The organism is Vibrio hepatarius (assembly GCF_011806575.1).
GTDB classification, from domain to species: Bacteria; Pseudomonadota; Gammaproteobacteria; order Enterobacterales; family Vibrionaceae; genus Vibrio; species Vibrio hepatarius_A.
In genome coordinates this window covers 109,826-134,369 of the sequence record NZ_JAATOO010000005.1, presented here as the reverse complement: position 1 = coordinate 134,369, position 24,544 = coordinate 109,826, and the positions used below count along the sequence as shown (strand labels likewise).

The window sequence follows — 24,544 nt, the reverse complement described above, 5'->3', positions numbered from 1 at the left end:
TACGTTTTGGTGAGGGTTATCCGTTAACGAGCAGAACCTTCACCATTGAAACGGCGCTTTTGCTTAAACTGAGACGGAGTTAATCCAACAACTTGCTTAAACTGCTTACTAAAACTGTAGATGTCGGGGTAGCCTAATGCCTCAGAGACGTAGGTAACGGAGGTGTCCGATTGTAACAAAAGATCGCATCCTAACTTTATGCGACTGAGTTTCCTAAAACTCCCCGGGGTCATTCCCACTTCTTGTTTAAACCATTTCCTAAATGCTGAATAGCTAAACCCTATATCTTTCGCGATAAGGGGAATAGGCTTACTCCAATTAGAGAGTAATTCCTCTTTGGCTAAAGCTTGTTTGCAATAACCCGTAGATTCATGTTTCGCAACCTTTTGTGAATCAAGTAAAAACAACCAGTTTTGCATCGCGTTCATGGCTTTTTTATACCAGGTCGGAGAGTGACTTTGCAGCGCAATAATTAATTGGTTGAATTGTTTGGTGCTCTCTGGTGTGTTCATTGTTTGAAAAGTAAGATCATTAGGAATTAATTCCATTTGACTAAAATGTGAATATAACTCACCAGACATTAAACAAAATTGCTCTCGATACTCCTCTGTTGGGACAACACATGTAGAGTGCATTAACCCCGGTTTTCGTTGGAATATATCCCCTTTTTTGAGAATTTTCACTTGACCATCTTGGTCTTTAAACCACAAAGAGCCTGAAGCTATCATACTTAAACTGTAGTCCAGAGTATTAATATCTAAATGTTGGATTAACTGTTCATTTAAACAATTGAACTCTCCACACCCTATTCGATGCAAGTTTCCATCAAGTTGATAATGACGATAAAAACACCTCTCCATTAAATCTCCAGTTAATATCTATCAATAAAACGCCGTGTCACTATTAACAAAACAAAATATCATTTTAGACATATCGTATCAAAAATGAATTGTTTAACCTGTGAGGTAGATGACATCTGAGATTCTAATTGCCTAAACAATAAAACCTATGTCATTCCATATAAGGAAACAAAAAAGTGGAATTTAAAATGAAAATCAACGCTATCCCTACGATTATTTTAGCGCTGCCCGTTAGTGCTTATGCTTCTACCTTCAACCAAGCTCCCCAATTGGATGTTCTCGTTGAACTGGGTAAGCTTCCTTCTATTGAACAAAGGCTCCCCGACAATCCATTAATTGTTACCCCTTTTGAGTCCGTCGGAGAATATGGAGGCACTCTAAATCTATTAGGTCAGACTACTGACAATGGTCACAGCATTCGAGTTCTGGGTTACGAAAATCTCTTTAATTTTGATAGTCGCTACACAAAAGTTGTGCCTAATCTAGCAACAGATTTTAGTGCAAACGACGCTAATACCGAATTCACGATAAAACTGCGTGAAAAAGTACGTTGGTCTGACGGTCAACTCTTTACCGCTCGCGATATCGCTTTTTTTGTAAACGATGTTTTAGGCGATCCTGAATACGCAGGTCCTCGACCATTGACTTTGCCAAAGCATGATTCTGCACGAATAGAATTAATGGATGACTACACATTTAAAATAGTACTTAAGAAACCAAACGGTATGTTCATCCGCTCGCTCGCATCGGTTGACAGCGAAGTGTTTACTATGTACCCGAAACATTACTGCAAAGAGTTCTATCCAACCTTTAACCAAAGAGCCGTCGATCTGGCAAAAGAAGCTGGTTTTGACTCTTGGCGCCAATATGCAGGAACAAAATGTAACTCTCACTACGTAACAGAGGGTTGGACTAACGTCGATAAGCCAGTCTTATCTGCATGGAAAGTGAAGGTTCCAAGAGGTCCAAATGCTGAGTATGCCCTCTATGAAAGAAACCCGTATTACTGGCAAGTTGATCCAGAAGGCAACCAACTTCCGTACCTGGATTTCGTTCGATTTAGCTTTAGCGAAAACAAAGAAGAGATGGCGCTAAGAGCAGCAGCAGGTTTGACTGATTACCAAGCAAGGCATATCGGCTCCCCAAACTATAGACCGATGCTCATCGAAAATGCAGAGAAAGGGGGATATAAATATAAGTTTCGACCAAGCACCGATAGCAGCAGCTTGGTTATTGCGCTCAATCAAAGTCACAAGGACCCAGTCAAACGCGAGCTGTTTTCTAGCAAAGAGTTTCGTATTGCTCTCTCTCATGCAATAGACCGCGATGAAATTAGTGAAACGGTTTATGGTGGTACTGTAAACCCACATCAAGCGGCTCCAACAGACGGGTCTCCATTCTACCGTAAGGGTATGGTGACCCAATACACTGATTACAACCCAAAGAAAGCGAATGAACTGCTTGATAAGCTAGGGCTGGATAAGAGAGACGAAGAAGGGTATCGACTTGACTCCAGTGGTAAACGATTACGCATAGAAGCACTGACTTATACCACACTTGTTGGTGACACTTTTGACTCACTTGAGTTGATAAAATCACACTGGAAAGATGTTGGGGTTTTTCTTGATATTCGCTTGCTCGACTCACAACACATTTCAAACCAACGGTTAACCAATAACTACGACCTAATTCCACTGAAAGGTGTAGGTGGTAAAGGCGTCATTGATGATCCACGCAACTATCTTCCTTTCAGCACTGAATCAACATGGGCATTCGGTTACTACCTTTGGTCAATCAACCCTCAAGATCCAAACGGAGTTGAGCCACCACAGCATATTAAACAGCAACTCGAACTGTGGAAGAAAATTGAGAATACCTCTTCTGAATCGGAACAGAAGAAGTATATGGATCAGGTTATTGATATTGCTCAAGAGAATTTTTATGTGATTGGTACCGTAGAGCCGTTGAGCCAAGGTGTAATCGTGAACAAAAGCCTAAACAACGTGGACAACAAAATGCCACAGTCTTGGGTTTTCCCAACACCTGGTCCTTTACGTTTAGGTCAACTGTGGAAATCTAAACAGTAACCGCGTCTAATTTAAGATGCTGTTGTTTTGATTCCTAAACCAGTTCATTTGGATTTGTGAACTGAAAAAAAGCCCCAGCTTAATTACCGTTGTTGGGGCTTCCACTAAATTTATATATCCGCTATGGATTTAATTTAAATCACTTCCAACGCGCCACTGCGCCGAGGTTCGATCACCACTTTGATGTGATCATTTGGCGTCATCAACTGTTTAAACGCGTCTTCGACGCCGTTTTAACACCGCCGCCTCAGACGGCACTCCGTCTGGTACAGGTAGCAGTATGCTTCATCAAGTAGGAAGTACTCAGAGTAAGCTCCATAAGTACCCGGAGTGACACCAACACTTGTCCCGCTGCGGGGTTAGGGAATTCGACCTGCTGCAGGCGGACACTGCCATCCTGCATTACGATACTGTTGATCTGTTGCAAGTGGCTACTCCGCTAGCTCGTTACTCAGGCCAGCATCGCACCTGGTTTGATGTAGCGCGCGGTAAAACCTTGTGCTTTTGCAATAACAATGCTCATCGGAAGTCACTCTTTATTGGTTGCACTAGGTAAAGTGGCATACTATTCCAAATATCATAAAAGGTTTGTGGACCACCCATGGGCAGTAAAAATAACAAAAACCTCAGCATCCTTCTTAAACTGAATACCTTTGTTTCACCTTATAAGTGGCGCGTTACCGCAGCCTTGGTTGCACTCGTAGCGACCGCAAGCTTGACGTTGTCTGTTGGCTATGGAGTGCGCATGCTGATCGACCAAGGGTTTGCTCAGCAGTCGTTGCAAGAGCTGACCAGTGCGATTCAATTTATTGTCGGCGTCACACTGTGTATTGCTATCGGTACTTTCTTTCGCTTCTATCTTGTTTCATCCGTCGGTGAACGCGTCAGCGCCGATATTCGCCTTGCCGTGTTTAACCATGTTATTTCGCTGCATCCTAGTTATTTTGAAACCCACAGTAGTGGCGATATTATGTCTCGCCTCACCACTGACACCACTTTGTTACAGAGCATTATTGGTTCCTCGTTTTCTATGGCCATGCGCAGCGCCTTAATGTGCATTGGCGCCATCATTATGTTGTTTGCCACCAACTTTAAGCTCACGTTGATTGTACTGGCTTCTGTGCCATTCGTTTTGGTGCCCATTTTGGTGTATGGACGACGAGTACGTGCACTCTCTCGCCAAAGCCAAGACTCAATGGCGGATGTGGGCAGCTATGCAGGTGAAGCGATAGAACACATTAAAACGGTACAAAGCTTTAGCTCAGAGCAACATGAAAAAGCCGCCTTTGCCGTGGAGGTGGAAAAAGCGTTCGAGGTGGGTAGACAGCGAGTGAAGCAACGTGCGATTTTAATATCAGGGGTGATTGTGATTGTGTTTAGCGCCATTGCGGGCATGCTCTGGGTTGGGGGCAGTGATGTTATTCACGGTAAAATGTCTGCGGGTGACCTAGCAGCATTTGTGTTTTATGCCATTATGGTTGCGTCTTCCACGGCGACCATTTCTGAAGTGCTGGGTGAGCTGCAAAGAGCTGCAGGCGCAACCGAAAGGTTGATTGAGATCCTGCAAGTAGAAAGCGATATTAGTGCGCCAAACAACTGCTTACCGATAAGTGCAACGATGCCCGCAGAGGTTATCTTTAACTCGGTTAATTTCAACTATCCTTCTCGCCCTGACCAACCTGCAATTAAGGCGTTAAACCTAACCGCTGAGCAAGGTAAAGTACTGGCGCTGGTGGGCCCGTCAGGGGCTGGTAAAACGACACTCTTCGAACTACTACAACGATTTTACGACCCACAGCAAGGCCAAGTTTTACTTGGCGGCGTTGATATTCGCCAGTTCGACCCAAACGATCTTCGCCAGCAGATGGCACTGGTGCCACAACAGCCAGCGTTATTCAGCCACGACGTGTTTCACAACATTCGCTACGGCAACCCAGAAGCCACGGACGAGCAAGTTATCGAAGCCGCGAAAAAAGCGCATGCACATGAGTTTATTGAAAAACTGCCCGAAGGCTATCGTAGTTTCTTGGGGGAGCGCGGCGTGAGATTATCAGGCGGGCAGAAGCAGCGAATTGCGATTGCTCGTGCCATTCTAAAAGACCCAAAAATCCTACTGCTTGATGAAGCGACCAGTGCACTAGATAGCGAAAGTGAACACCATGTTCAGCAAGCACTCGAAACGTTAATGGCAGGCCGAACCACACTGATCATTGCGCATCGTTTATCGACTATCCAGCATGCAGATAAGATAGCCGTATTAGACGGCGGCGCATTAGTGGATATTGGTAACCATCGGTCACTGATGCAAAGCTGCGAACTCTATCAGCGTCTGGTGGCATTGCAGTTTAAGCACTTAGATTAAAATGCTAACCAAAGATCATCGTTCTTGCTAGCACACTCGCGGACATAGATGAGCCAGCTAAGCGTTGGCTGACTCGGGTATGAACAGAGCCAATCTTCAAATTTGAGTAAAAGTACTTCAGCAATCTGGGACACGTTTTAACGATTCAGAAATGGAATAATTTCTTCGTATAGACATAACGGAGCAATTATTTTGTTTGCAAGTTCGGAAATTACCGTCAGGACCATTCTGAAAGATAACAAGGCGAAGGTGGCCATTACTTGGCTTCTGGTTGCACTTGAAAATGTGTTTATGGTGCTGCTTCCTCTATTTATCGGCTTTGCCATTGATGGTCTTCTGACAGGAGCGTTAACGGCTCTCTATTGGCTGGCCATTGTGCTGGCGCTACTGACCTTAGTCTCTGTTGTACGTCGTTTTTATGATACTCGTGTATATGGAAATATTCGTGTTGAGGTAGGAGAAGCCGTTGATAATCAGCTGCGTCATCAGCACCCATCACCGAAAAATATATCGGTACGAAATGCCAGAATAGACATGTCACGAGAGCTGGTCGATTTCCTTGAAAATGACGCTCCACCTTTGATGACTGCAGCAACTCAACTGGTTGCTTCTGTGGTTATTCTCGGTGCCTTTCATCTAAAACTTGCTATCAGCGCCGTGATTGCTGGCATCATTATGATGCTCATCTATTCCTGGTTTCACGGTTATTTTGTTCGTATAAATGGTCTTTTAAATAGTCGACTGGAACAGCAGGTGACTATTCTATCTCTTGTCCCTTTCCGGGGCATTCGCCGCCACCTCGAACGTATCAAACGTCGTGAAATATTGATCTCTGATGCAGAAGCTATCTTGTATGGATTGATTTTTCTAATTTTATTCGGGTTCGTTGTCGCAAACCTCTGGCTATCTACACTGGTTCCTGATCCAACCGCAGGACAGATTTTTTCTGTCGTGACTTACTCACTGGAATTTGTAGAAGCGGCAGTGCTTTTACCGATCACCTTACAGACGCTATCACGCCTGACAGAAATAAGTCAGCGTTTAAACAGGCAAACCGAGCCAGAAAAGCAACGTGCGGAGAGTAAGTAATGAGAATAAATAAACTTCTGCCCATTGCTTTAGGTCTGGGATTCATCGTGTGTGCTGGCGGGTTGGTAGTCATGTCGGAGCCTGAGCCTGTCAAAGCAACCGTTCAGACTGAAACCAAGCAACCTGTCAGTATTGTCTTGGTTGCGCCGCACGAGTATAGGCCAGTCACTACGCTATTAGGTACCAGTTACGCACGCTGGCCAGTCGACATAAAATCCCCCAACAGCGCCAAACTAAACTGGTTAAACCAAAATGCGAAGGTGGGTTCGCTGGTCAAGCAGGGAGAAGTATTGGCACAGATGGATACCACACACCTGACATCACAACTGGCTCAGGCGCACAGCCTGATGAAACAGGCAGAGCTTAACTTTCAGCGCGAGCTGCATGAACAAACGGTGGCGCTGAAAATGTTATCGAAAACAAATAGTTCAGCCTATGCGAGAAGAGAGCCACAAATCGCTTATGCAAAAGCGGATTTACTGCAAGCTGAAAAAGCTTGGCTTAGTGCAAAGCAGTACCTAAAAGAAGCCACAATTGTTGCCCCTTTTGATGCCGTGGTTTTGAGTCGTTCTGTGAGCCCGGGACAGCGGCTTGAGGAAGGAGAAAGACTGTTTCAGCTAGCTGACAGTGCGAGTTTGGATGTTCGTGTACCCGTCCCGGATCAACAGTGGGGGGTAATATCAGCATCACTGGAACAACCTCAGATCCAAGTTATTGATAAACAGGGGCAAAAACGTTCGGCAAGCGTGCGCTATGTTGAGCCACAAGTTGATAGCGTCAGCCGTCAGAGGCAAGTTGTACTGGTAGTGAAAGATCCTTACCAGACATCGCCAAGATTATTGCCAAATCAGCAGCTAACGGTTGAGGTCACACTGCCCTTGCGTGACTCGGTCATGCAAGTCCCTCTGAGTGCTCTGACCAGAGACAATCAGATATGGACGGTTGATGATGACAACAAGTTACAACTAGAGAGCACCAGTGTGTTAGCTGAGACGAAATCTTTCGCCAATGTCGTTTTCAATAGCGAACCAGATCGTCAAAGGCGCGTTGTGATTTACCCGCTGCTTTCGATGATTTCAGGCTTGCAGGTGGCTCCTGAACTCGTTACCCAAGATGAGGGAAATAGGGAGAAACCATTATGAGCTGGCTGACAAAATGGTTTATTAACAATCCCGTTGGTGCCAACTTATTAATGGCCGCTATTATTATCAGCGGGGTACTGGCTTGTGCGCAGCTACGAATAGAATCCTTTCCGCAGATAGCACCATCAAGTTTGATTATCAATGTCGCCTACCCAGGGGGCAGTGCAAAACAGATTGATGAAAGTATCACTCAACGTATTGAAGAGTCGATCAGTGGCATTGGGGGGATCAAGCAGATTACCAGCCAATCTGTCGCTGGTTTAGCGACGGTGCGGGTTCGCAAAACGGCAGACGCCAAACTGGATAAACTGCTTGATGATGTCAGAAATCAGGTAAATGCCATTGGGGACTTTCCCGCTCAGGCCGAGCGTCCTCAGATTGTTCTTGATGAGTTTACTAATCTGGCTGCATTTGTGATTGTGTCGTCCCCAAGAGAAGACAGTCAACTGCAGCCTATCGCGCGCCAGATTGAACTGGCCTTAAAAAAACACCCGAAGATCTCAAAGGTATCCAACTGGGGCAGCCGTAAGCCTTTACTGTTGATAGAGCCTGATATCAATAAGCTTCGTAATGTCGGCTTAAGCCTAGAGCAACTCGCACTCAAGATTGAACAGTCATCAATGGAGGCAAGAACCGGAGAGCTCAAAAGTGTTAAGGGACGTATGGTTTTGCGCGGTGACGGCTATGCGGATGACTTAAACAAACTCAGCGCGTTGGAAATTCTATCGACTCCGGCAGGGACGGTTCGACTGGGAGAGTTGGCCACGCTAAGCAGAGGCTATCAGGACAGCGAAGCCATTGTTCGCAATAATGGCGAAACGGCCATCGCTCTGATGGTGAGTACCAGACAATCTGACAACCTGCTCTGGATTAGCCAAGCAATAAAGGAGACCCTAGCAAAAGAGCGTATGCGCGTGCCGGATGATGTCTCTCTTTCCATCATGGCTGACATGGCACCGTATATCGAAGACCAGCTTTTCCGCCTAGGTGACAATGCTTGGCAGGGGCTGCTTATCGTCGTCATCATATTGGGGCTGTTTCTTGAACTTAAGCTCGCGTTTTGGGTTGCAGCAGGGATCCCCATTGCGCTGTGCGGCACGTTCAGTGCGATGAGTGTGATGAACTACAGTATCAACGATATCACTCTGTTTGGTTTCATTCTGGTACTCGGCATTCTGGTTGATGACGCGGTGGTTGTCGGGGAAGCCATTCATTCCAAGCGAAGGGAAACATCAAACCCTAAAGAGGCCGCATGGAAAGGGGTTCACTCGGTATCTATCGCGACTGTATTCGGCGTTTTGACCACCATCGCTGCGTTTTCGCCGATGCTTTGGATAAACAATGATTTCGCCAAGATACTTGCTGGCTTTTCTGCCGTCGTTATTTTTGCTCTGTTTTTCTCCCTTATTGAGAGTAAGTTTATCCTGCCTTCTCATCTTGCCGGGATGAAGACCAGTTGCAATAAAACCAGCGTGCTGGCCCGTATCCAGACGATGGCACAGTCGGGCTTGGAGACGATTAATCAAAAGCTCTACCGACCATTGCTGCAGTACTCTTTGTGCAATAAGTTTGCTGCCTTGTCTGGGTTTTTCGCCTTTATCCTCCTTGCTTATGGAATGTGGTCAACCGGAGCCATTCGCAGTTCTCTCTTCCCTGAAATACCGGGGCGCTTTGTGACGGCTAAAGTGACATTAGAAGATGGCGCGCCGTTGCCTCTGCAGGTAAACACATTAGACAAACTGGAGAAGTCCGCTTTGCAGCTAAATCACTCTCTGCAACAGGATTACAATCTCGCCGAGAAACCTTTGACCAATTTACTTGCTTGGTCCGATGGTGATGGCGAAATAGAGGTGACGGCTGAACTCAGCAGCGAAGCGCTTTCCGCTCTCCCCGGCAACCAACTAACCAAGGACTGGAGAAATCTGACGGGCGCAATTGAAGGGGCTTATTCCGTTCAGTTTACTGCGGCCGATGCGCCTGCCGGGGGAACTTTCATCTCCATTTCTGCCGCTGACCGCGAGCTGGCCAGACTGGCAGCTAAAGAAGTCGCAGAAAAGCTAAAACAGCTTTCTGGTGTGGCTGATGTATACGATGATGGCAAAGGTGGTCAGGAGCAGATCCGCATTACGCTCAATGCGTACGGCCGACAACTGGGATTAACCCAGGAGCAGATAGCACAACTGGCCGGTGATGCATTTGGTCAACGAGAAATTCACCGCTTACTGGTACAAGGGCAGGAAACGAAGGTGATTGTCCGTTATCCGGTCAGTGAGCGCATGACGCAGGCACAACTCGTCCACTCGCCAATTATGTTGCCAGATGGGAAAACGGTCTCTCTGGGTGACATCGCCACATTGAAAACGGAACGTGTACCTGAGGTTCTGTATCGCCGTAACCGCGAGCAGGTGGTCAATGTTTACTGGAACCAGAATCGTTCGGTTCAGTCTCCTGAAACGACCATGACGCTTATGAGTGAAACCTTAGATACTTTGGAAAAACGTTATCCCGGAGTGACCATTAGAGCGGGTGGTGAGTTCGAAGAGATGGGAGAAGTTCAGCAGGGGTTTAAGTCAGCGATGATTCTCACCATTTTGTTGGTGTACATTCTATTGGCTATTCCTCTCAAGTCTTACTGGCAGCCGCTGATTATTATGGCGGTAATCCCATTTGGATTTGCAGGTGCTATCTTCGGGCATTACCTGATGTCGCTTCCTATCAGTATTTTATCCATGTTTGGCATGATGGCTATGACGGGTATTGTCGTTAACGACTCGCTGGTTTTGATGACCCGCTTTAATACTGAGTATCACAAAGGAGTACCTCTCAATCAGGCTTTAATTACGGCAGGAACCACTCGAATGAGAGCAATTTTTCTTACCACGATAACGACGGTTTTCGGGCTTCTTCCATTGTTGAGTGAAAGCTCAGAACAAGCTCAGTATCTGAAACCTGCCGCTGTTTCTCTGGTATTTGGTGAGTTGTTTGCGACCATGGTCACCCTGATTCTTATTCCTGTTCTTTTGGGTATCTGTAATAGACAATCTACAGCGAGTAAACAAGACACCAATAAAAAGCAGGTGCTGTCTGAACTGAAATCAGAGCCAGTCGTGTGATTAACACTTGGCAAGTTGCATTCAACCACTCCAATCGCCATAGTAGAAGTTACCAACACATATTAACTTCTACTATGACTGACTCCGCGAATAAACCCTATGCGCTGGTCCCTGAAATAGCGCTGCTTGAACCGTTGCCGGCTCACCACCGAAAACGGTTTGAGGTGGCTCTGCTAATGATGCATAACTCATTGGAAGAGCGATTATCGTGGGAGCAGATTGCAGAAAAAAGCGCGATTTCTCCATATCACTTTCACCGGCAATTTAGCCGGCTTTTCGAAGAAACTCCGGGACAGTACTTGAGCCGGGTTAGGCTGCAATATGCCGTGAATCTACTCTATGTCGATCACTGTCGGAAAATTGCTGATATCGCTTATCAATGTGGTTACTCCTCATCTCAGGCGATGGCAAAAGTGCTCAAACGAGAACTGGGCGTGACGGCCAAAAGCCTGCGTCATTTAATTGTGACAGGGACCCCAGCAGAGACGTCTCGGTTATTGGACAAACTATCCCATCCCGGAAAAGAACACTCATTGGAAAAGCAACTGGCGCAGTCTATGCCGACCGAACTCGTCTGGTATCCGGCTCGAGGAATGAAAGTACGCCAGATACCTGATTTTGACTGGGATGTGGTGTTTGAAACCTATGGGAAAAAGAGTACTCGGATACTGAGTGCAACGCCGGTGTCCGATCTGGAACGAAAGTGGAAAGACATGACATATACTGTTGGAGACTGGCAGGTCAGCAACGACCAATACGATTATTTTGTTCCTGAAGGCTACTACCTCTGTTGTGACGTATACCTGGCCACCGATGTGGCTTTCATTGCCGCAATAGACAGCCTTTTTCAGCAAGCGGAGGAGCAGGGCTATCAGGTCGATGACACAGGATATTTAATCGAAATGGTTCGTGATATCGAACTCACCCTCACTGGTGGTGCAACGTTCGCTTTTCAGATCCCAATTATTGTGTGATTTGGCTTTGCCTGTCGTTGGGTGTTCGCCCAATATTCTCTTGGTTTTCAACAAATAAAAGAGCGTGCGACAATTGCGGTTTGTGCACTATAAAAAAAAGCCTCAACTTAAATACGATTGTTGAGGCTTCCACCAAACTTTTAAGTTCTTATTTTAAATGACTTCCAACGCACCGCTGCGCCACGGTTCAATCACGACTTTGATGTGATCATTTGGCGTCATTAACTGTTGAAACGCGTCTTCGACACCGTCTATTCCCACTTTGGCGGTGAGCATTTTCTGCCACGGCACCTTATGTTCAGCAATCGCTTGAAGGCAATGCTCAAACTCGTGCGGTAGGTAGTAGTAAGAAAATCTCAAATCGAGTTCTTTTACTGTTGCGTACGCGTAGTTAATGATTGCAGGTGTCGTATGGATACCGGAGATCACGATTCGTGCTTGAGCAGGTGCGCGACGCATGAAGTCGTCAATCAGGGTGTGTTTTCCAACACACTCGTAAATGACCAGACGTGAGTTCATCGCGTACTGCTCACCAACGGCGATCTCGTCTTCTTTAGTCGGGTTGATCAATCGATTCGCACCAAACTCGCTTGCGATCTGCAACTTATCATCTTGCAGATCGACCGCAAGAATATTGGTCACGCCGCGTTGTTTGAGCGCCGCAATTACCGCCAGCCCAATAGGGCCACAACCGACGACCAGTGCTGTTTCTTCTGTTTCGATGTCGCTGCGATTGACCGCATGCAAACCGACCGCCAGAGGTTCGGCTAAAGCTGCAGCTTCAGACGGCACGCCATCTGGCACCGGCAGCAGTAGGGCTTCATCAAGTAGGAAGTACTCCGAGTATGCGCCATAGATTCCTGGAGTCACACCTACGCCCGCGCCATTTTGGCTGAGCAACAAAGGTACAGACGTGACTCGGCTACCAATCGGTAATGTTTGTTGTGTTTCAGCGCCGTATTCAACAATTTCCGCGCAGAATTCGTGTCCGAGCATCACTTGTGCGTGGTCATCCACCTCATCAGGCATCAGCCCGAGTTGGTGGAATACCTCAAACACTTCATCCGCGTGACGAGTAATGTGTAGATCGGAGCCACAAATGCCACAGGCTAGGCTGCGGACCAGCACTTGTCCTGCCGCGGGTTTTGGGATCTCCATTTGCTGCAGGCGGACACTGCCATCCTGCATCACGATACTGTTCATCTGTTGCATGGGGTTACTCCGGCTGCTCGTCACTCAGGCCAGCAATCGCACCCGGTTTGATGTAGCGTGCAGTACAGCCTTGTGCTTTTGCTGTTGCAATAACAACTTGCTCAATCCAACCCGCGTCCATGATGTTGACGAAATTACCCTCTTCATCAAAGTTGATGTTTGCACCAGAAATCACCATGAAACCGTCTGCACCACCTGATTCTTCTGGGCAATGGAAGGTATGGATAGAACCGCCTGGCTCATAAAGATAGCTGCCCGCCGTTTGCGGTTGCTCTGGATATTCTAGGTAGTGCCACATGCCACTCAGCGTGTAGAAATGCACCACGCCAGTGTGGAAGTGCTTAGGTAGAGTGATGCCCGGTTTAAATTTAGCGCGAATCACCCAAGTGCCGTTTTCTGGGTCGAGAAACAGTGGGTAAACATCCACGCCCGGGAGCGCATCTTTGATGAGCGATTCTTCGTTGGTGTTAAGCGTTAAAAGGAAATCTTGATGCTGAATAACTTCTGGTAATGACATAACTTACATCCTCGCTATTGCTGTAATGTTGCGTATTCGCCTATCCCATGAGTGGGTATTTGAAATTCTCGAAGCCGTCAGACGCACTGACAGTGCAGCCATTGATACAGTTGGCTTTCTCGCTGACCAGAAACGTCACCACATTGGCGATCTCTTCTGGTTGAGTGAAGGTTTGGCGCATCTGCTCTTTGCGGATGTGATTCCACAGGCCGATTTCGTCGTATTGCCTTAACATTGCGGTATCCACACGTCCTGGTGCGACGGCGCAGACACGGATACCAAGCGGTGCTAGCTCCAACGCAGCGCATTTGGTCATCATATCGACCGCCGCTTTGCTGACGTTGTAGCTAAAGGTCATCTCGGCTGCCATTTGCGCGTAAACAGAAGATGTATTGAGGATCACGCCCGGTGTGCCTTGTGCTTGGAATTGTCGCCCAGCAGCGAGAATGCCGTAGTAAACACCGTTTTGGTTGACCTTAGTGATGGGTTCAAAGTCGGCGATTGGGTCGTGGTCTAGCAGAGGTTTTGGAGCGCCTATACCCGCGTTGTTGATCATGATATCGAGCGTGCCGAACTGTTCGACCGCATGCTCGACCATGGCTTCCACTTCTTGGTAGTCGGTGACGTCCGCAACAAATGTTCGCAGTTGAGCCGCATCGAAGTCTTGGTACATATCCAGTGATTGTGGGGAAATGTCGACAGCGAGTACTTTCGCGCCCTGTTCCAGCAGTTTGTGAATAATGGCTTGGCCAATGCCACCCGCAGCGCCAGTGACAATCGCAGTTTTATTGATAAGTTCCATACAGCTTCTCATTCATGTGTCGTTGTTAACAAAATGTAACTTAGATCAACTCATTGATACTCACTTGACCTTTTGCGAAGTAAATTTGATATATTGCGATTTACAACTTGTTAACATTTGAAAATCGAGACATGCATATCGTACGAAGTGGCGCTGCCGATAAATTTGATAGCTTGGTTTCCGAATTAGGGCAGAATCCGGTTGAGATTATGGCTGCCGTCGGGCTGTCTGCGGCGCAATTTCGCGATCCCGACACCTATCTCGCTTACCCTAAGTTGGCTGAATTACTGGAAGAAGCCGCCGTTCGTTGCGAGCAGCCATTGTTTGGTGCGCTGCTGACTCAACGACAAAGTGTGCAAAGTTTGGGAGAATTACCGATTCTGGTTTCGCGCGCAGAAACCGTCGGTGAGGCTTTCGCGCAGGTGAATGACTTTCTCTATTTGCATTCGTCAGGCGTAACGTTATCTGTCACCCCACAAGATGACTGGGTGCGGGTATCGCTTAATATTGATGTGAATAGTGAACGTGGCACCGCGCAACTGATGCAATTGAGCGTGTCTCATTTGGCGATGTTTGTCGCGAGTTTACTCGATATTGAAGCGAGTCACTTTGCGCTGCATCTGACTCAACACGCGGCTCTTGAAGTGGAGCAGAGCGAGTTCGCTCAACAGAACAAGCTGCGTTTTGGCGATAAGTTTGACGGCATCTTACTCAAAGCCAGCCTGCTCAACGCTAAGAATCACCAAGACGAAGACGCACTAGACCGCCATTTTCAACAGCACCTCAAATACTTGCAAACCCGCTATCCCAATAATCTCAGTGACCAAGCAGCGAATATGATTGGGCGTTTGCTATCGACTGGAGAATGCAGTGTCGAGCGCGTTGCCAGAGCGCTGGATTTACACCCTAGAATGTTGCAGAGCAAGCTAAAGCAGCAGGGTACGAGTTATCGACAGATCTTACAGCAAGTGCGCCAGGATTTTGCAGAGCAGCGCTTAAGTGAGAATCTCCAGAGTATTACCGATATCGCCTTGCAATTGGGCTATGCAGAAACCGCGGTGTTCAGTCGTCATTTTCGCAGTTGGACGGGAAAGTCGCCCAGCCAATGGAGACAAGACAGACGGAGTGAGTAGTTACTCACTTACACAAATAAAAAAGACGCCGCTGAGGCGTCTTTTGGCGGGCATATCTATAGCGCGCTAAATTAAGCGCTTGTTCATCGAGTCGGCGATATATTCCGCTTGTCGTATGGCAAGTGCAACGATGGTGAGTGTTGGGTTTTCAGCCGCACTAGTGGTGAAAACACTACCATCGGATATAAAGAGGTTATCGATGTCGTGGGATTGTCCCCATTTGTTAACGACCCCTTCTTGTGGCTTAGCGCTCATGCGATTGGTCCCGAGGTTATGCGTTGAAGGATAGGGCACAACGCGATTGACTTTAACGGCACCTACCGCTTTGTAAATCGCCTCACCTTGTTGATAAGCATGATTACGCATCGCAATGTCATTTGAATGATCATCGTAGTGCACGTTTGGTACGGGTAAACCGAAATTATCTTTCACATCGCTATTTAATGTGACTTGGTTACTGGATCGAGGCATATCTTCACCGACAATCCACATACCTGCCATACGCTCGTAAGCTTCCATATCTTCAGCAAAGTCTTGTCCCCATGCTCCCGGTCGTAAGAATGCAGCCATGAATGGAAGTCCCAATGAAAGAGTTTCCATTTCGTAGCCACCGACAAAACCGCGTGACGGATCATGTTTGGCTTCGTCGCTTATTATGCCGGCCATGGTGGTACCTCGGTACATGTGAACCGGATTTTCGAACTCACCGTACACGGAACCCGTCACATGGCGCATGTAGTTTTTCCCTACTTCACCTGAACTATTTGCAAGTCCGTTAGGGTACATGGCAGACGCTGAGTTTAATAAGACACGTGGACTTTCAATGGAGTTACCCGCAAGACAAACAACTCTTGCCTTTTGATGTTGCTGGTTGCCGTTTTCATCGGCGTAGAGAACGCCGTCTACTTTGCCTGAACTGTCGTGCGTTATCTTAAGTACATGGCTGTTCGGGCGCAGTTCAAAATGCCCCGTCGCCTCTGCTTTAGGGATTTCGGTGTACAGAGTCGACCACTTCGCGCCCATTCGACAACCTTGAAAGCAGAAGCCAAGTTGTTGGCATGACGCTCGGCCATCACGGGGTTGAGAATTGATCGCCATTCTTCCGGTGTGTACTTCCTTGTACCCCAGCTTAGTTGCACCAGCTTGCAGTACTTTGAAGTTATTATTGCCCGGTAGTCCTGGAATATCGTGAGTGCGGGTTACACCCATTTTAAACTCAGCTTTTTTATAATAAGGTTCCAGCTCGGCAAGTGTTAATGGCCAATCAAGCAACCGAGCGCCTTCAATATGACCATACATGGTTTTTGCACGAAACTCGTGTTCTTGGAAACGTAGGCTAGCACCCGCCCAATGTAAGGTCGACCCACCCACGGTTTTACAAATCCAAGCTGGCAAGTTAGGGAAGTCTCGCGCTACTTCCCAAGAGCCGCTGGTGGTACGCGGCTCCAGCCATGCTTCTTTGCCAAACATTTTCCATTCATTGTTTTCAAAGTCTTTGGTGTAGTCGAGGCGAGAACCTGCTTCGAGGCACACAACATTGACGCCTTTTTGCGCCAGTTCATTACTTAACGTCCCGCCACCTGCACCGGAACCGATGACCACAATAACGCTACTATCAGATAATTCAAACTGCTTAGTCATAATCAACTCTCCTTGTTAGCTTCTGGTAGCCAGTCAATATCGTCAAAGCCACGATGTAAGTAGCCACCTTTGCTGAACGAGGGGCCTTCATAGCCAAACTTGGGCCAGATGTTGGGATTATCATAGAAAGACACCACCATATTGCCGCGAATAGCCTGAAAAAATGGCTCGGAGGCAACGTGCTGCAGTAATTCGGTTTGTTTCGCCGCGTTGATGCTGGTCCAATCGCCACCCGCCGCTTTGATTAGCGCAGAAATCCCGTCTTCCAATGCTTTGCGCATTTCTGGGTTGTTTGCAATGCTGGAGTCGATGCTTTCTACACTCGCAGCGTAGAACAAGTCCTCCAGTTGGGGGTGAGGGTAGATTGAGCGGCAAACTTGCAGCAATGAAGTTGCAGTGGCTTCGCTAAGCGATGTCACGGTCAGCGCCCAAGATTTACCCATCAGTGAGATACCGGAAACCGAGTAGGCGTAAGCAGCGGTTGCAGTTAAAACGCCCATTTTGAGAATTTTCCGTCGTGAATAATTGGGGGTTAGCTTATTCATATCGTTATCCTTACATTCAACGTTCTAGAGTCTTTGTTGGTAGTGAGCACTTCTTCTATTGGAAGCGTCCCAATCGCTCTAAGAATTCGATTTTGTATCCATCAGGGTCGGTGAGGAAAAAGAACTTAGCCATCGGTGTCTCTTGATAAGCCATGCTCTTAATGTCAGTAGGATGCATATTGAGTTCGACGAGTCTTTGGTGCGTTGACGCAAGATCATCGACGCAAACCGCAATATGTCCGTATCCCGAACCATGTGTATAGTGATCGGAGTTATCGTGGTTGTAGGTGAGCTCAAGTTCAAAGTCGCTGCTTGAGTTCCTCAAATAGATAAGAGAGAAGCTTTCAAATTCGAAGCTTTGTGCGACGTCTAAATCGAGTGCATCTTTGTAAAACGCAATCGATCGATTTACGTCAAATACTCGAATCATTGAGTGAATGAGTTTGGCCATAGGTAGCTCCCAGCTGTAATGTTGTAGAGATAGTAACTCTGGGAAGCCGGAGAGGGGTGGTATATGAATACCACATGTAATGAAAATGTTAATCTAAAGGCGGGAGTGTTTCATTATTCTGGTCTTGTTTGACGAGCTTTTAAAATGAACGCACTCAAAGCTATTGGTGCGATTCACTGAGATATAACACACAGCTGCATCGTAGCAGAGAGGCAAAATTGGATACCTCACCGTTAATATCAAGCGCCTCATCGTATAAGGTAGTCAAGAACTTGCCCGTGTTCATGCCTTGGGAATCGGCGATGTGATCGATGATCTGCCAGTACTGTCTTTCCAATCTCACGCTGGTTGAATGCCCTGCTAAGCGAATGGAACGCGAACACATTTCGTAGTTCGCAGGATCTTGTCCTGAAAATATTGTGCACATAACAATAACCATTTTGTAACATTCTCTATTGGTTTAAGTATATGTCTTGTAGCTTAATTTCCATATATTTATTTATATGCAACTCAGTATCAAAGATTGAATATGTGACTAAACTTTTACCAAGCGCTCAGCGAGACACTTGTGTTTTTACTTACCTCATCAGAACACGCCTTAATAAAGCTGACCGATGGAATTAACCATTCACCAGTCAGCATCAATAGAGCTATGTAGCCTAGCTTCTATCCCCAGCCTGTTTCAAAATACGATTAGCGGAATGCAAGATCGCGCAGTGCTAATGAAATTGACGGGAAGAAAATCAGCATCACGGAAACCAAAAGCAATATGAAAACAAAGGGTGGTGTACCTCGAATGACTTCGACATAAGGGCGTTTAAACACGGCAATCGCGGTAAAAATGTCACAGCCAAACGGCGGTGTTGCAGAGCCGATTGCGGCTTGCAGGGTGACGATAGTACCGACCAATACTGGGTCGAGGCCGGAAGATTTAATCACCGGGGCGAAGATAGGGATCAAAATCAGCATCACTACAATTGGGTCGACAAACATGCAGCCAATGAAAAATGCGATTGAAATGACGACAAGAAGCTCGGTTTGTGAAAGGTCATTAATTCCAATCATGCCAAGCAATTCTTGCGGGATTTGAGCAAAAGAGATCACCCAAGAGAACGCACTGCCCGCCGCCACTAAGATAAACACCACCGCGGTGACCATACCTGTCGAAAGCGCAATACCACCAAGCTCTTTCCATTTCACTTTGCGAAAGACCACCATCTCGAGAATCACCGCGTATAACACGGATACAGACGCGGCTTCGGTTGGGCTAAATACGCCCGCGTAGATGCCGCCGACGGTAATCAGAGGAAAGCCAAACGGCAGTACAGCTTTACGAATGGTCGTCCAACGTTCTTTCCAATTCGATTTTGGCGCATTTTTCACGGAACTTTTGCCCGCATAGAAATAACAGTAGGCAGAGAACATCAGCAAGATAACGATCGCCGGGCCTATTCCCGCGATAAACAGCTCAGCAACTGAGGTGCCCGACACCACGCCATAAATAATCATCCCGATACTCGGTGGGATCAGTAGAGCCAAATCGGATGCGTTAATGATCAGGGCTAAAGCAAAGCTGTCTTTGTAGCCATACTCGAGCATTTTCGGTCGCATGATAGAGCCAACAGAAACCACAGTGGCTTGCGTTGAGCCCGATACCGCGCCAAACATCGCGCAGCTGAGTGACGAGGTGATCGCCAGACCGCCACGAACGTGGCCGACAAACGCCATTGCTACATCGAGTAATCGTGTCGCTGCCACGCCTCGGGTAATGATTTCGGCCGCGAGGATAAACATCGGCACAGCGATTAACGCGGCGGGTTTGATGCCAGCCAGCATTTGCTGAATCATAAAATCAGGGCCGAGTCCAAGGTAGACAATAAAGCCCAACATCGTAGCCGCCAATAACGGTACCAGCATTGGAAAGCCAAATGCGAGTAAGGTAATCATGGTGATAATCAGTGCCGTCGTCATAGCGCCTTCTCCTGTTTGCGATGGTTATTCAGGCTGCCAGTATGGCGAACGGAACGTGAAAGAATGGTGAGTTGGACAAAGCGTTTGATGTGGCGCAGGCCAACACGAGTAAACTGAACGGTACTAAAAAACAGGCCGATAGGGGCGATAAGGTAAACCCAACTGAGCGGTACTTGCATTGCGGGTGAAAGGCGTCCCATTTGGTTGACTTTACCGATGTATTGCCAGGCATACCAAGTGAGCACAGCGACTAAAAGTGCGGTGAGAAGGTAAATCACCCCGTTCGCCAGTGTTTGTAAGCGCTTAGGCAACATATCTGTGAAGGCGGTCATTCGAATATGGCGTGATTGTCTGGCGGCATAGCTACAACCGATGAACGTCACCGCAATGATCAGGAAGTAATTGAGTTCTTCTGAAAAGTAGAGGCTGTGACTAAACAGATAACGTCCGAGTACATTAGCAATCGAGTTGAGTGCGATTAACAGTACTGAGCCAATCAGAAGCGCGGCTTCTGCCTTTTGTATATACCTGTCCAGCCAGTGAAAAATCCCTTTCATCGCCACGCTCCTAATTAGCTAGATATGTTAATAAAACGTTATCGTTTTCATGACAATCAAGTCAATCGGATGGAAGCGAAAGATTTTCTGAACTTGGCCCTTTTGCAGAAAAAATTGGTCCGAGGCGACTGCTCAGACCAAAAAGTGAGACGTTGGTGGATTGGTATCGAGGATCTCCGAAATGACCGACAAACCATGTTGGATATAGCCTCGATTCATTTCCGCTCCTAGGCTAATACGCACATATGGAATCGGATGATTGGTATCGAGCACAAACGGTTTATAACTGGTGATTTGCACCCCAGAGCGTTTTGCAGAAGCGACCAGCTCATCACTGCTCCATTGCTCAGGTAACTTAAGCCAGATGTGCTGTCCGTTCGGATGAGCGCTATAGCTGTGACCCTGCAGCGCTGCTTTTGCGATTCGCTGCCTTTTGGCAAATTCATTGATTTGAAAGCGGATCAATCGATTCAATGTACCGTTTTCAATCCACAAATGAGCGACTTCAAATGGTAGAGGCGTCGCGGACCAACTGGTTGCGGCTAAACGGCCAATAGCATGTTGCAGGAAGTGACGAGGCACAGTGAGATAACCAGTGCGCATGCCGGGAGCCACGACCTTGGTTAAACTGGTGACGTAGAAAGCTTGTTCTGGCAGCAACGCAGCAAGTGGTGGAACTCGATTGGGTTCCAACGCGCCATAAACGTCGTCTTCAATCACGTAGATTTCGTATTTTTTTGCGATCTCAGCGATCGCTTCTCTGCGTGCTTTATCCATATGCGCACTGTTTGGATTGGCCATGCTCGGTGTACAACACAGCGCCTTTATTGGCTTGTGCCTGCACGCCCATTCAAACGCATCTGGGGTAATACCAAACTCATCCATTTCAAGCGGCTGCAATTTAAATCCCAACATTCGAGAGCGTGAAATCAGACCATGATCGACTAACTGCCCACAAGCAACCCAATCACCATGCTCCACAACAGTACTTAGCGCCAGAGTTAAGCCGTGACAGGCTCCATTGGTTAAGAGAATTTGTTCAGTGCCGACTTCTAGCCCTTGGCTACTTAGAAATCGAGACCCGGATTCGATGTGGTGAGGTTGGCCAGTCACTGGTTTGGCTTTACTGATCAAGCAGCGATTGTCGCTTTGGCTGGCGATGTGCATTAGCGCCTGATTGAACAGAGTGACGTGGCGGTCAGTGACGACGGGATGAGCGATCGACATGTCGATCTCGTCGGGTGTCTCTTTCATTTCCTGTGTCAGCATAAATTCGCTGTCGGTGATCTCGTCAACAAAGCCGGATTTGACGAACGTTCCATTACCCACCCAAGACTCAAGCGCGCCTTTCTTTTCTGCATACCCATAAGCATGACTGACCGTTTGTACGCTGACGCCAATTTGCTCGGCAAACTCTCTATGGGTCGGTAGCCGAGTACCGGGTTTTAAATAGCCACTGCGAACACACTCGACAAGATAACTGCCGATGGAGATGTATTTTGGGGTGCCTGGGCGAATGATCGGGTTCAAAGAAATTGTCATGACACAATATTTTAATTGATTCATTTTTAACGCTCATTGTAACTTCGATTTAACAAATGGCGAGTTTTTAGCCGTCAAATGCGGTCTAATGCACAAAAATGCACCACAATTGTAATGATTGACATGAAATTTATCGCTTCTAGTAGCAGGTCAAATAGCTGATTTCATGTTTAACAGATTTAATCGCAGTGGTGATGAGCAAGAATTTTTGTACTCAGGTCTGCTGACCTGATGAAAGGTAGAAATACCTCAACGTCTCCGAAGGCCCATAAGGCGTCGGATTTTTAACAAGGAGAAACTATGAGAGGCGTTGCTTTGCATTTTACCCTGGATGAGTTCCAGGAGCGGTTAGCCAAGGTTCGACATTCGATGGTCGAGCGCGAGTTGGATGTGTTGATTATTCATGATCCATCCAACATGGCGTGGTTAACCGGATATGACGGTTGGTCGTTTTACGTACCTCAATGTGTGGTTGTTGGCTCGTCGGGTGAACCGGTTTGGTTTGGCCGCTGCCAAGACGCGAATGGCGCGTATCGCACTGCGTATATGTCGGCTGAAAATATCACCTATTACCCAGACCATTACGTGATGAACCCGCCCTTGCATCCGATGGATTATTTGGTGGAGGCCGTGCTTGCTCCTCGCCTTTGGGACCGTGGACGCATCGGCGTTGAGAAAGATAATTACTATTTCAGTGCGACAGCGTATGAGTCGCTAACCACACACTTACCCAATGCCCAACTGCTGGATGCCACTGGACTGGTGAATTGGTGTCGCGCAGTGAAATCTGATCAGGAGTTGGCGTACATGTATCGCGCAGCGCGTATCGTTGAAAACATGCACCGCGTGGCATTTGACATGATTGAACCTGGTTTACCTAAGCATCACTTGGTGGCGGAAATAAACCGTCAGGCGGTACTTGGGCATGAAGATCACTTTGGCGATTACACCGCTATCGTACCGCTATTGCCATCTGGCGCAGACGCGTCGGCACCGCACCTGACTTGGGATGACCGACCATTCAAAAAAGGAGAAGGGACGTTTTTTGAAATCGCAGGGGCACACCGCCGTTACCATTGCCCGTTGTCGCGCACGATTTTCCTCGGTGAACCGGATGACAAATTTAAGCGTGCGGATGAAGCCCTAACCCGCGGGCTTGAGGCTGGATTGGAAGTGGCTAAGCCGGGTAATACCTGCGCGGACATCGCAAACGCGTTAAACAAAGTATTGGATAAAGCGGGCTTCTCCCGTGAAGGTGCGCGTTGTGGCTACCCAATTGGCCTGAGCTACCCGCCTGATTGGGGCGAGCGAACCATGAGCCTGCGTGATACCGATAAAACGGTACTCAAAGAAGGCATGACCTTCCACTTTATGCCGGGGCTTTGGTTCGAAGATTGGGGATTGGAAACCACCGAAAGTATCGTCATTACCCGCGATGGCGCGAAAACTCTGTGCGATTTCCCTCGTCACTTATTTGTTAAACACTGAGCTTAACAACAGAAAGGATTGGCTATGCAAGACAGCTCAATTTCAGCCACGGTAGACTTCGAGCATGAAGGCGTCCAACACGGTTTTCTCGCTCTGCCGTACTCTCATGATGAATCCGCTTGGGGAAGCATCATGATTCCGGTCACAGTGATAAAAAACGGTTCGGGGCCTACGTCTCTACTGACTGGCGGAAATCACGGCGATGAATACGAAGGGATCACGAGCTTGCTCAAGTTGGCGAACTCGTTGCAGCCTGAGCAAATCCAAGGGCGAGTAATTATCGTGCCGATGATGAACTTGCCTGCGGTGCAGAGTGCTTCACGAACCTCGCCCGTTGACAAAGGTAACCTCAACCGGAGCTTTCCCGGCAACCCTGTCGGGACGGTGACGGAGAAAATCGCCGACTACTTTAGTCGCTACTTGGTGCCAATGTGTGACTTTGCGTTAGACATCCACTCAGGCGGAAAGACGCTCGATATCGTTCCGTTTGCTGCGGCGCATCGCCTCGATAATCCGGATCAGGAAGAAGCGTGTATTTTGGGTGCCAAACTCTTTGGCGCGCCATATACCATGATCTTACTTGAGATGGATGCGACCAGCTTGTATGACACCGCCGTTGAGTCTCAAGGCAAGGTGTTTGTTACGACTGAACTGCGTGGCGGTGGCACCAGTTCTCCCGAGACGATCGCGTATGCCGACCGTGGTATTCGCAACTTCTTACGCTTTGCAGGCAACCTGGAAGGGGACTATGAAAAACCTGAGACGCCGACCAAACTGCTTGATATGCCCGATGCCAGTTGTTACGTACAGAGTAAGCATCAAGGTATTTCTGAGTATCTTTTTGAGCTAGGTGATGCGGTTAAGCAAGGCGATGTCTTGGTCAAAATCTACTCCACACAGCGTACTGGCGAAGTACCGGTAGAGTACCGCGCAGAGCGAAGCGGTATTTTCGCCGCGCGTCGATTTCCTGCCATGGTCAATATTGGCGACACACTCGCGGTACTCGCCGAAGATTGTGGAGAACTCATTTAACCCATTTCGATACGACACAACATCGG

General features: G+C 47.6%; 20 protein-coding genes. 9 read left to right on the top strand and 11 right to left on the bottom strand.

Annotated features, from left to right (window positions below; translation table 11 throughout):
* Positions 1-23 precede the first annotated feature (23 nt).
* Positions 24-860 carry an AraC family transcriptional regulator gene (locus tag HCZ42_RS05460; protein WP_167419726.1) on the bottom strand — a complete coding sequence of 279 codons (837 nt, stop codon included), beginning with the start codon at positions 858-860 and terminating at the stop codon, positions 24-26.
* 188 nt (positions 861-1,048) lie between these two features.
* On the opposite strand from HCZ42_RS05460, the gene HCZ42_RS05455 reads away from it, so the two are divergent.
* The 6 genes from HCZ42_RS05455 to HCZ42_RS05430 all read left to right on the top strand — a co-directional run bounded on the left by HCZ42_RS05455 (position 1,049) and on the right by HCZ42_RS05430 (position 11,627).
* On the top strand, positions 1,049-2,947 hold the full coding sequence (locus HCZ42_RS05455; protein WP_167419725.1) for an ABC transporter substrate-binding protein: 1,899 nt from the start codon (positions 1,049-1,051) through the stop codon (positions 2,945-2,947).
* Positions 2,948-3,548: 601 nt separating this feature from the next.
* Positions 3,549-5,309: an ABC transporter ATP-binding protein/permease gene (locus HCZ42_RS05450; RefSeq protein WP_167419724.1), complete on the top strand. Its 1,761-nt coding sequence runs from the start codon at positions 3,549-3,551 to the stop codon at positions 5,307-5,309.
* Positions 5,310-5,501: 192 nt separating this feature from the next.
* Positions 5,502-6,398: an ABC transporter six-transmembrane domain-containing protein gene (locus tag HCZ42_RS05445; protein WP_167419723.1), complete on the top strand. Its 897-nt coding sequence runs from the start codon at positions 5,502-5,504 to the stop codon at positions 6,396-6,398.
* Positions 6,398-7,540, top strand: coding sequence for an efflux RND transporter periplasmic adaptor subunit (locus HCZ42_RS05440; protein WP_167419722.1), 1,143 nt, complete (start codon positions 6,398-6,400; stop codon positions 7,538-7,540). The genes HCZ42_RS05445 and HCZ42_RS05440 overlap by 1 nt, the downstream gene beginning before the upstream one ends.
* Positions 7,537-10,653: an efflux RND transporter permease subunit gene (locus tag HCZ42_RS05435; RefSeq protein ID WP_167419721.1), complete on the top strand. Its 3,117-nt coding sequence runs from the start codon at positions 7,537-7,539 to the stop codon at positions 10,651-10,653. Before HCZ42_RS05440 ends, HCZ42_RS05435 begins: the two co-directional genes overlap by 4 nt.
* 176 nt (positions 10,654-10,829) lie before the next feature.
* Positions 10,830-11,627, top strand: coding sequence for a helix-turn-helix transcriptional regulator (locus HCZ42_RS05430; RefSeq protein ID WP_254868896.1), 798 nt, complete (start codon positions 10,830-10,832; stop codon positions 11,625-11,627).
* A gap of 153 nt (positions 11,628-11,780) precedes the next feature.
* On the opposite strand, the gene HCZ42_RS05425 is transcribed toward HCZ42_RS05430, so the two are convergent.
* The 3 genes from HCZ42_RS05425 to HCZ42_RS05415 are packed head-to-tail and all read right to left on the bottom strand — an operon-like array spanning position 11,781 to position 14,158.
* Entirely contained in the window at positions 11,781-12,839 is a 1,059-nt protein-coding gene (locus HCZ42_RS05425; protein ID WP_167419719.1) for a zinc-binding dehydrogenase, read from the bottom strand.
* Between the two features lie 4 nt (positions 12,840-12,843).
* Positions 12,844-13,356, bottom strand: coding sequence for a 2,4'-dihydroxyacetophenone dioxygenase family protein (locus tag HCZ42_RS05420; protein WP_167419718.1), 513 nt, complete (start codon positions 13,354-13,356; stop codon positions 12,844-12,846).
* A gap of 40 nt (positions 13,357-13,396) precedes the next feature.
* Complete coding sequence (locus HCZ42_RS05415; protein WP_167419717.1) at positions 13,397-14,158, bottom strand: SDR family NAD(P)-dependent oxidoreductase; 762 nt, start codon at positions 14,156-14,158, stop codon at positions 13,397-13,399.
* Positions 14,159-14,289: 131 nt separating this feature from the next.
* On the opposite strand from HCZ42_RS05415, the gene HCZ42_RS05410 reads away from it, so the two are divergent.
* Positions 14,290-15,291: an AraC family transcriptional regulator gene (locus HCZ42_RS05410; protein ID WP_167419716.1), complete on the top strand. Its 1,002-nt coding sequence runs from the start codon at positions 14,290-14,292 to the stop codon at positions 15,289-15,291.
* A 66-nt stretch (positions 15,292-15,357) separates the two neighbouring features.
* Here HCZ42_RS05410 and HCZ42_RS05405 read toward each other — a convergent pair whose 3' ends face one another.
* From HCZ42_RS05405 to HCZ42_RS05375, 7 genes are all read right to left on the bottom strand, one after another.
* Positions 15,358-16,932 (bottom strand): GMC family oxidoreductase, encoded by a 1,575-nt coding sequence (locus HCZ42_RS05405; RefSeq protein WP_167419715.1) that lies wholly within the window; start codon positions 16,930-16,932, stop codon positions 15,358-15,360.
* Between the two features lie 2 nt (positions 16,933-16,934).
* Complete coding sequence (locus HCZ42_RS05400) at positions 16,935-17,477, bottom strand: gluconate 2-dehydrogenase subunit 3 family protein (protein ID WP_167419714.1); 543 nt, start codon at positions 17,475-17,477, stop codon at positions 16,935-16,937.
* Positions 17,478-17,532: 55 nt separating this feature from the next.
* Positions 17,533-17,928: a glyoxalase superfamily protein gene (locus tag HCZ42_RS05395; protein WP_167419713.1), complete on the bottom strand. Its 396-nt coding sequence runs from the start codon at positions 17,926-17,928 to the stop codon at positions 17,533-17,535.
* Positions 17,929-18,088: 160 nt separating this feature from the next.
* A complete protein-coding gene (locus HCZ42_RS05390) occupies positions 18,089-18,355 on the bottom strand; it encodes a ribbon-helix-helix domain-containing protein (RefSeq protein ID WP_072161223.1) in 267 nt (88 codons plus the stop codon).
* Positions 18,356-18,621: 266 nt separating this feature from the next.
* Entirely contained in the window at positions 18,622-19,899 is a 1,278-nt protein-coding gene (locus HCZ42_RS05385; protein WP_167419712.1) for a TRAP transporter large permease, read from the bottom strand.
* Positions 19,896-20,456 (bottom strand): TRAP transporter small permease, encoded by a 561-nt coding sequence (locus HCZ42_RS05380; protein WP_167419711.1) that lies wholly within the window; start codon positions 20,454-20,456, stop codon positions 19,896-19,898. Before HCZ42_RS05380 ends, HCZ42_RS05385 begins: the two co-directional genes overlap by 4 nt.
* A gap of 132 nt (positions 20,457-20,588) precedes the next feature.
* Positions 20,589-22,022: a PLP-dependent aminotransferase family protein gene (locus HCZ42_RS05375; RefSeq protein WP_175579402.1), complete on the bottom strand. Its 1,434-nt coding sequence runs from the start codon at positions 22,020-22,022 to the stop codon at positions 20,589-20,591.
* 276 nt (positions 22,023-22,298) lie between these two features.
* On the opposite strand from HCZ42_RS05375, the gene doeA reads away from it, so the two are divergent.
* Both doeA and doeB read left to right on the top strand, forming a co-directional pair.
* A complete protein-coding gene (gene doeA, locus HCZ42_RS05370) occupies positions 22,299-23,486 on the top strand; it encodes an ectoine hydrolase DoeA (RefSeq protein ID WP_053407139.1) in 1,188 nt (395 codons plus the stop codon).
* Positions 23,487-23,510: 24 nt separating this feature from the next.
* Positions 23,511-24,518 (top strand): N(2)-acetyl-L-2,4-diaminobutanoate deacetylase DoeB, encoded by a 1,008-nt coding sequence (doeB, locus tag HCZ42_RS05365; protein ID WP_167419710.1) that lies wholly within the window; start codon positions 23,511-23,513, stop codon positions 24,516-24,518.
* Positions 24,519-24,544: the final 26 nt, after the last annotated feature.

What these genes read in the sequence shown, in the direction of transcription:
- HCZ42_RS05460 (WP_167419726.1), bottom strand. Translation starts at nt 860, where the DNA reads ATGGAGAGGTGTTTTTATCGTCATTATCAACTTGATGGAAACTTGCAT.
- HCZ42_RS05455 (WP_167419725.1), top strand. Translation starts at nt 1,049, where the DNA reads ATGAAAATCAACGCTATCCCTACGATTATTTTAGCGCTGCCCGTTAGT.
- HCZ42_RS05450 (WP_167419724.1), top strand. Translation starts at nt 3,549, where the DNA reads ATGGGCAGTAAAAATAACAAAAACCTCAGCATCCTTCTTAAACTGAAT.
- HCZ42_RS05440 (WP_167419722.1), top strand. Translation starts at nt 6,398, where the DNA reads ATGAGAATAAATAAACTTCTGCCCATTGCTTTAGGTCTGGGATTCATC.
- HCZ42_RS05435 (WP_167419721.1), top strand. Translation starts at nt 7,537, where the DNA reads ATGAGCTGGCTGACAAAATGGTTTATTAACAATCCCGTTGGTGCCAAC.
- HCZ42_RS05430 (WP_254868896.1), top strand. Translation starts at nt 10,830, where the DNA reads ATGATGCATAACTCATTGGAAGAGCGATTATCGTGGGAGCAGATTGCA.
- HCZ42_RS05425 (WP_167419719.1), bottom strand. Translation starts at nt 12,839, where the DNA reads ATGCAACAGATGAACAGTATCGTGATGCAGGATGGCAGTGTCCGCCTG.
- HCZ42_RS05420 (WP_167419718.1), bottom strand. Translation starts at nt 13,356, where the DNA reads ATGTCATTACCAGAAGTTATTCAGCATCAAGATTTCCTTTTAACGCTT.
- HCZ42_RS05415 (WP_167419717.1), bottom strand. Translation starts at nt 14,158, where the DNA reads ATGGAACTTATCAATAAAACTGCGATTGTCACTGGCGCTGCGGGTGGC.
- HCZ42_RS05410 (WP_167419716.1), top strand. Translation starts at nt 14,290, where the DNA reads ATGCATATCGTACGAAGTGGCGCTGCCGATAAATTTGATAGCTTGGTT.
- HCZ42_RS05405 (WP_167419715.1), bottom strand. Translation starts at nt 16,932, where the DNA reads ATGACTAAGCAGTTTGAATTATCTGATAGTAGCGTTATTGTGGTCATC.
- HCZ42_RS05400 (WP_167419714.1), bottom strand. Translation starts at nt 17,477, where the DNA reads ATGAATAAGCTAACCCCCAATTATTCACGACGGAAAATTCTCAAAATG.
- HCZ42_RS05395 (WP_167419713.1), bottom strand. Translation starts at nt 17,928, where the DNA reads ATGGCCAAACTCATTCACTCAATGATTCGAGTATTTGACGTAAATCGA.
- HCZ42_RS05390 (WP_072161223.1), bottom strand. Translation starts at nt 18,355, where the DNA reads ATGTGCACAATATTTTCAGGACAAGATCCTGCGAACTACGAAATGTGT.
- HCZ42_RS05385 (WP_167419712.1), bottom strand. Translation starts at nt 19,899, where the DNA reads ATGACGACGGCACTGATTATCACCATGATTACCTTACTCGCATTTGGC.
- HCZ42_RS05380 (WP_167419711.1), bottom strand. Translation starts at nt 20,456, where the DNA reads ATGAAAGGGATTTTTCACTGGCTGGACAGGTATATACAAAAGGCAGAA.
- HCZ42_RS05375 (WP_175579402.1), bottom strand. Translation starts at nt 22,022, where the DNA reads ATGAATCAATTAAAATATTGTGTCATGACAATTTCTTTGAACCCGATC.
- doeA (WP_053407139.1), top strand. Translation starts at nt 22,299, where the DNA reads ATGAGAGGCGTTGCTTTGCATTTTACCCTGGATGAGTTCCAGGAGCGG.
- doeB (WP_167419710.1), top strand. Translation starts at nt 23,511, where the DNA reads ATGCAAGACAGCTCAATTTCAGCCACGGTAGACTTCGAGCATGAAGGC.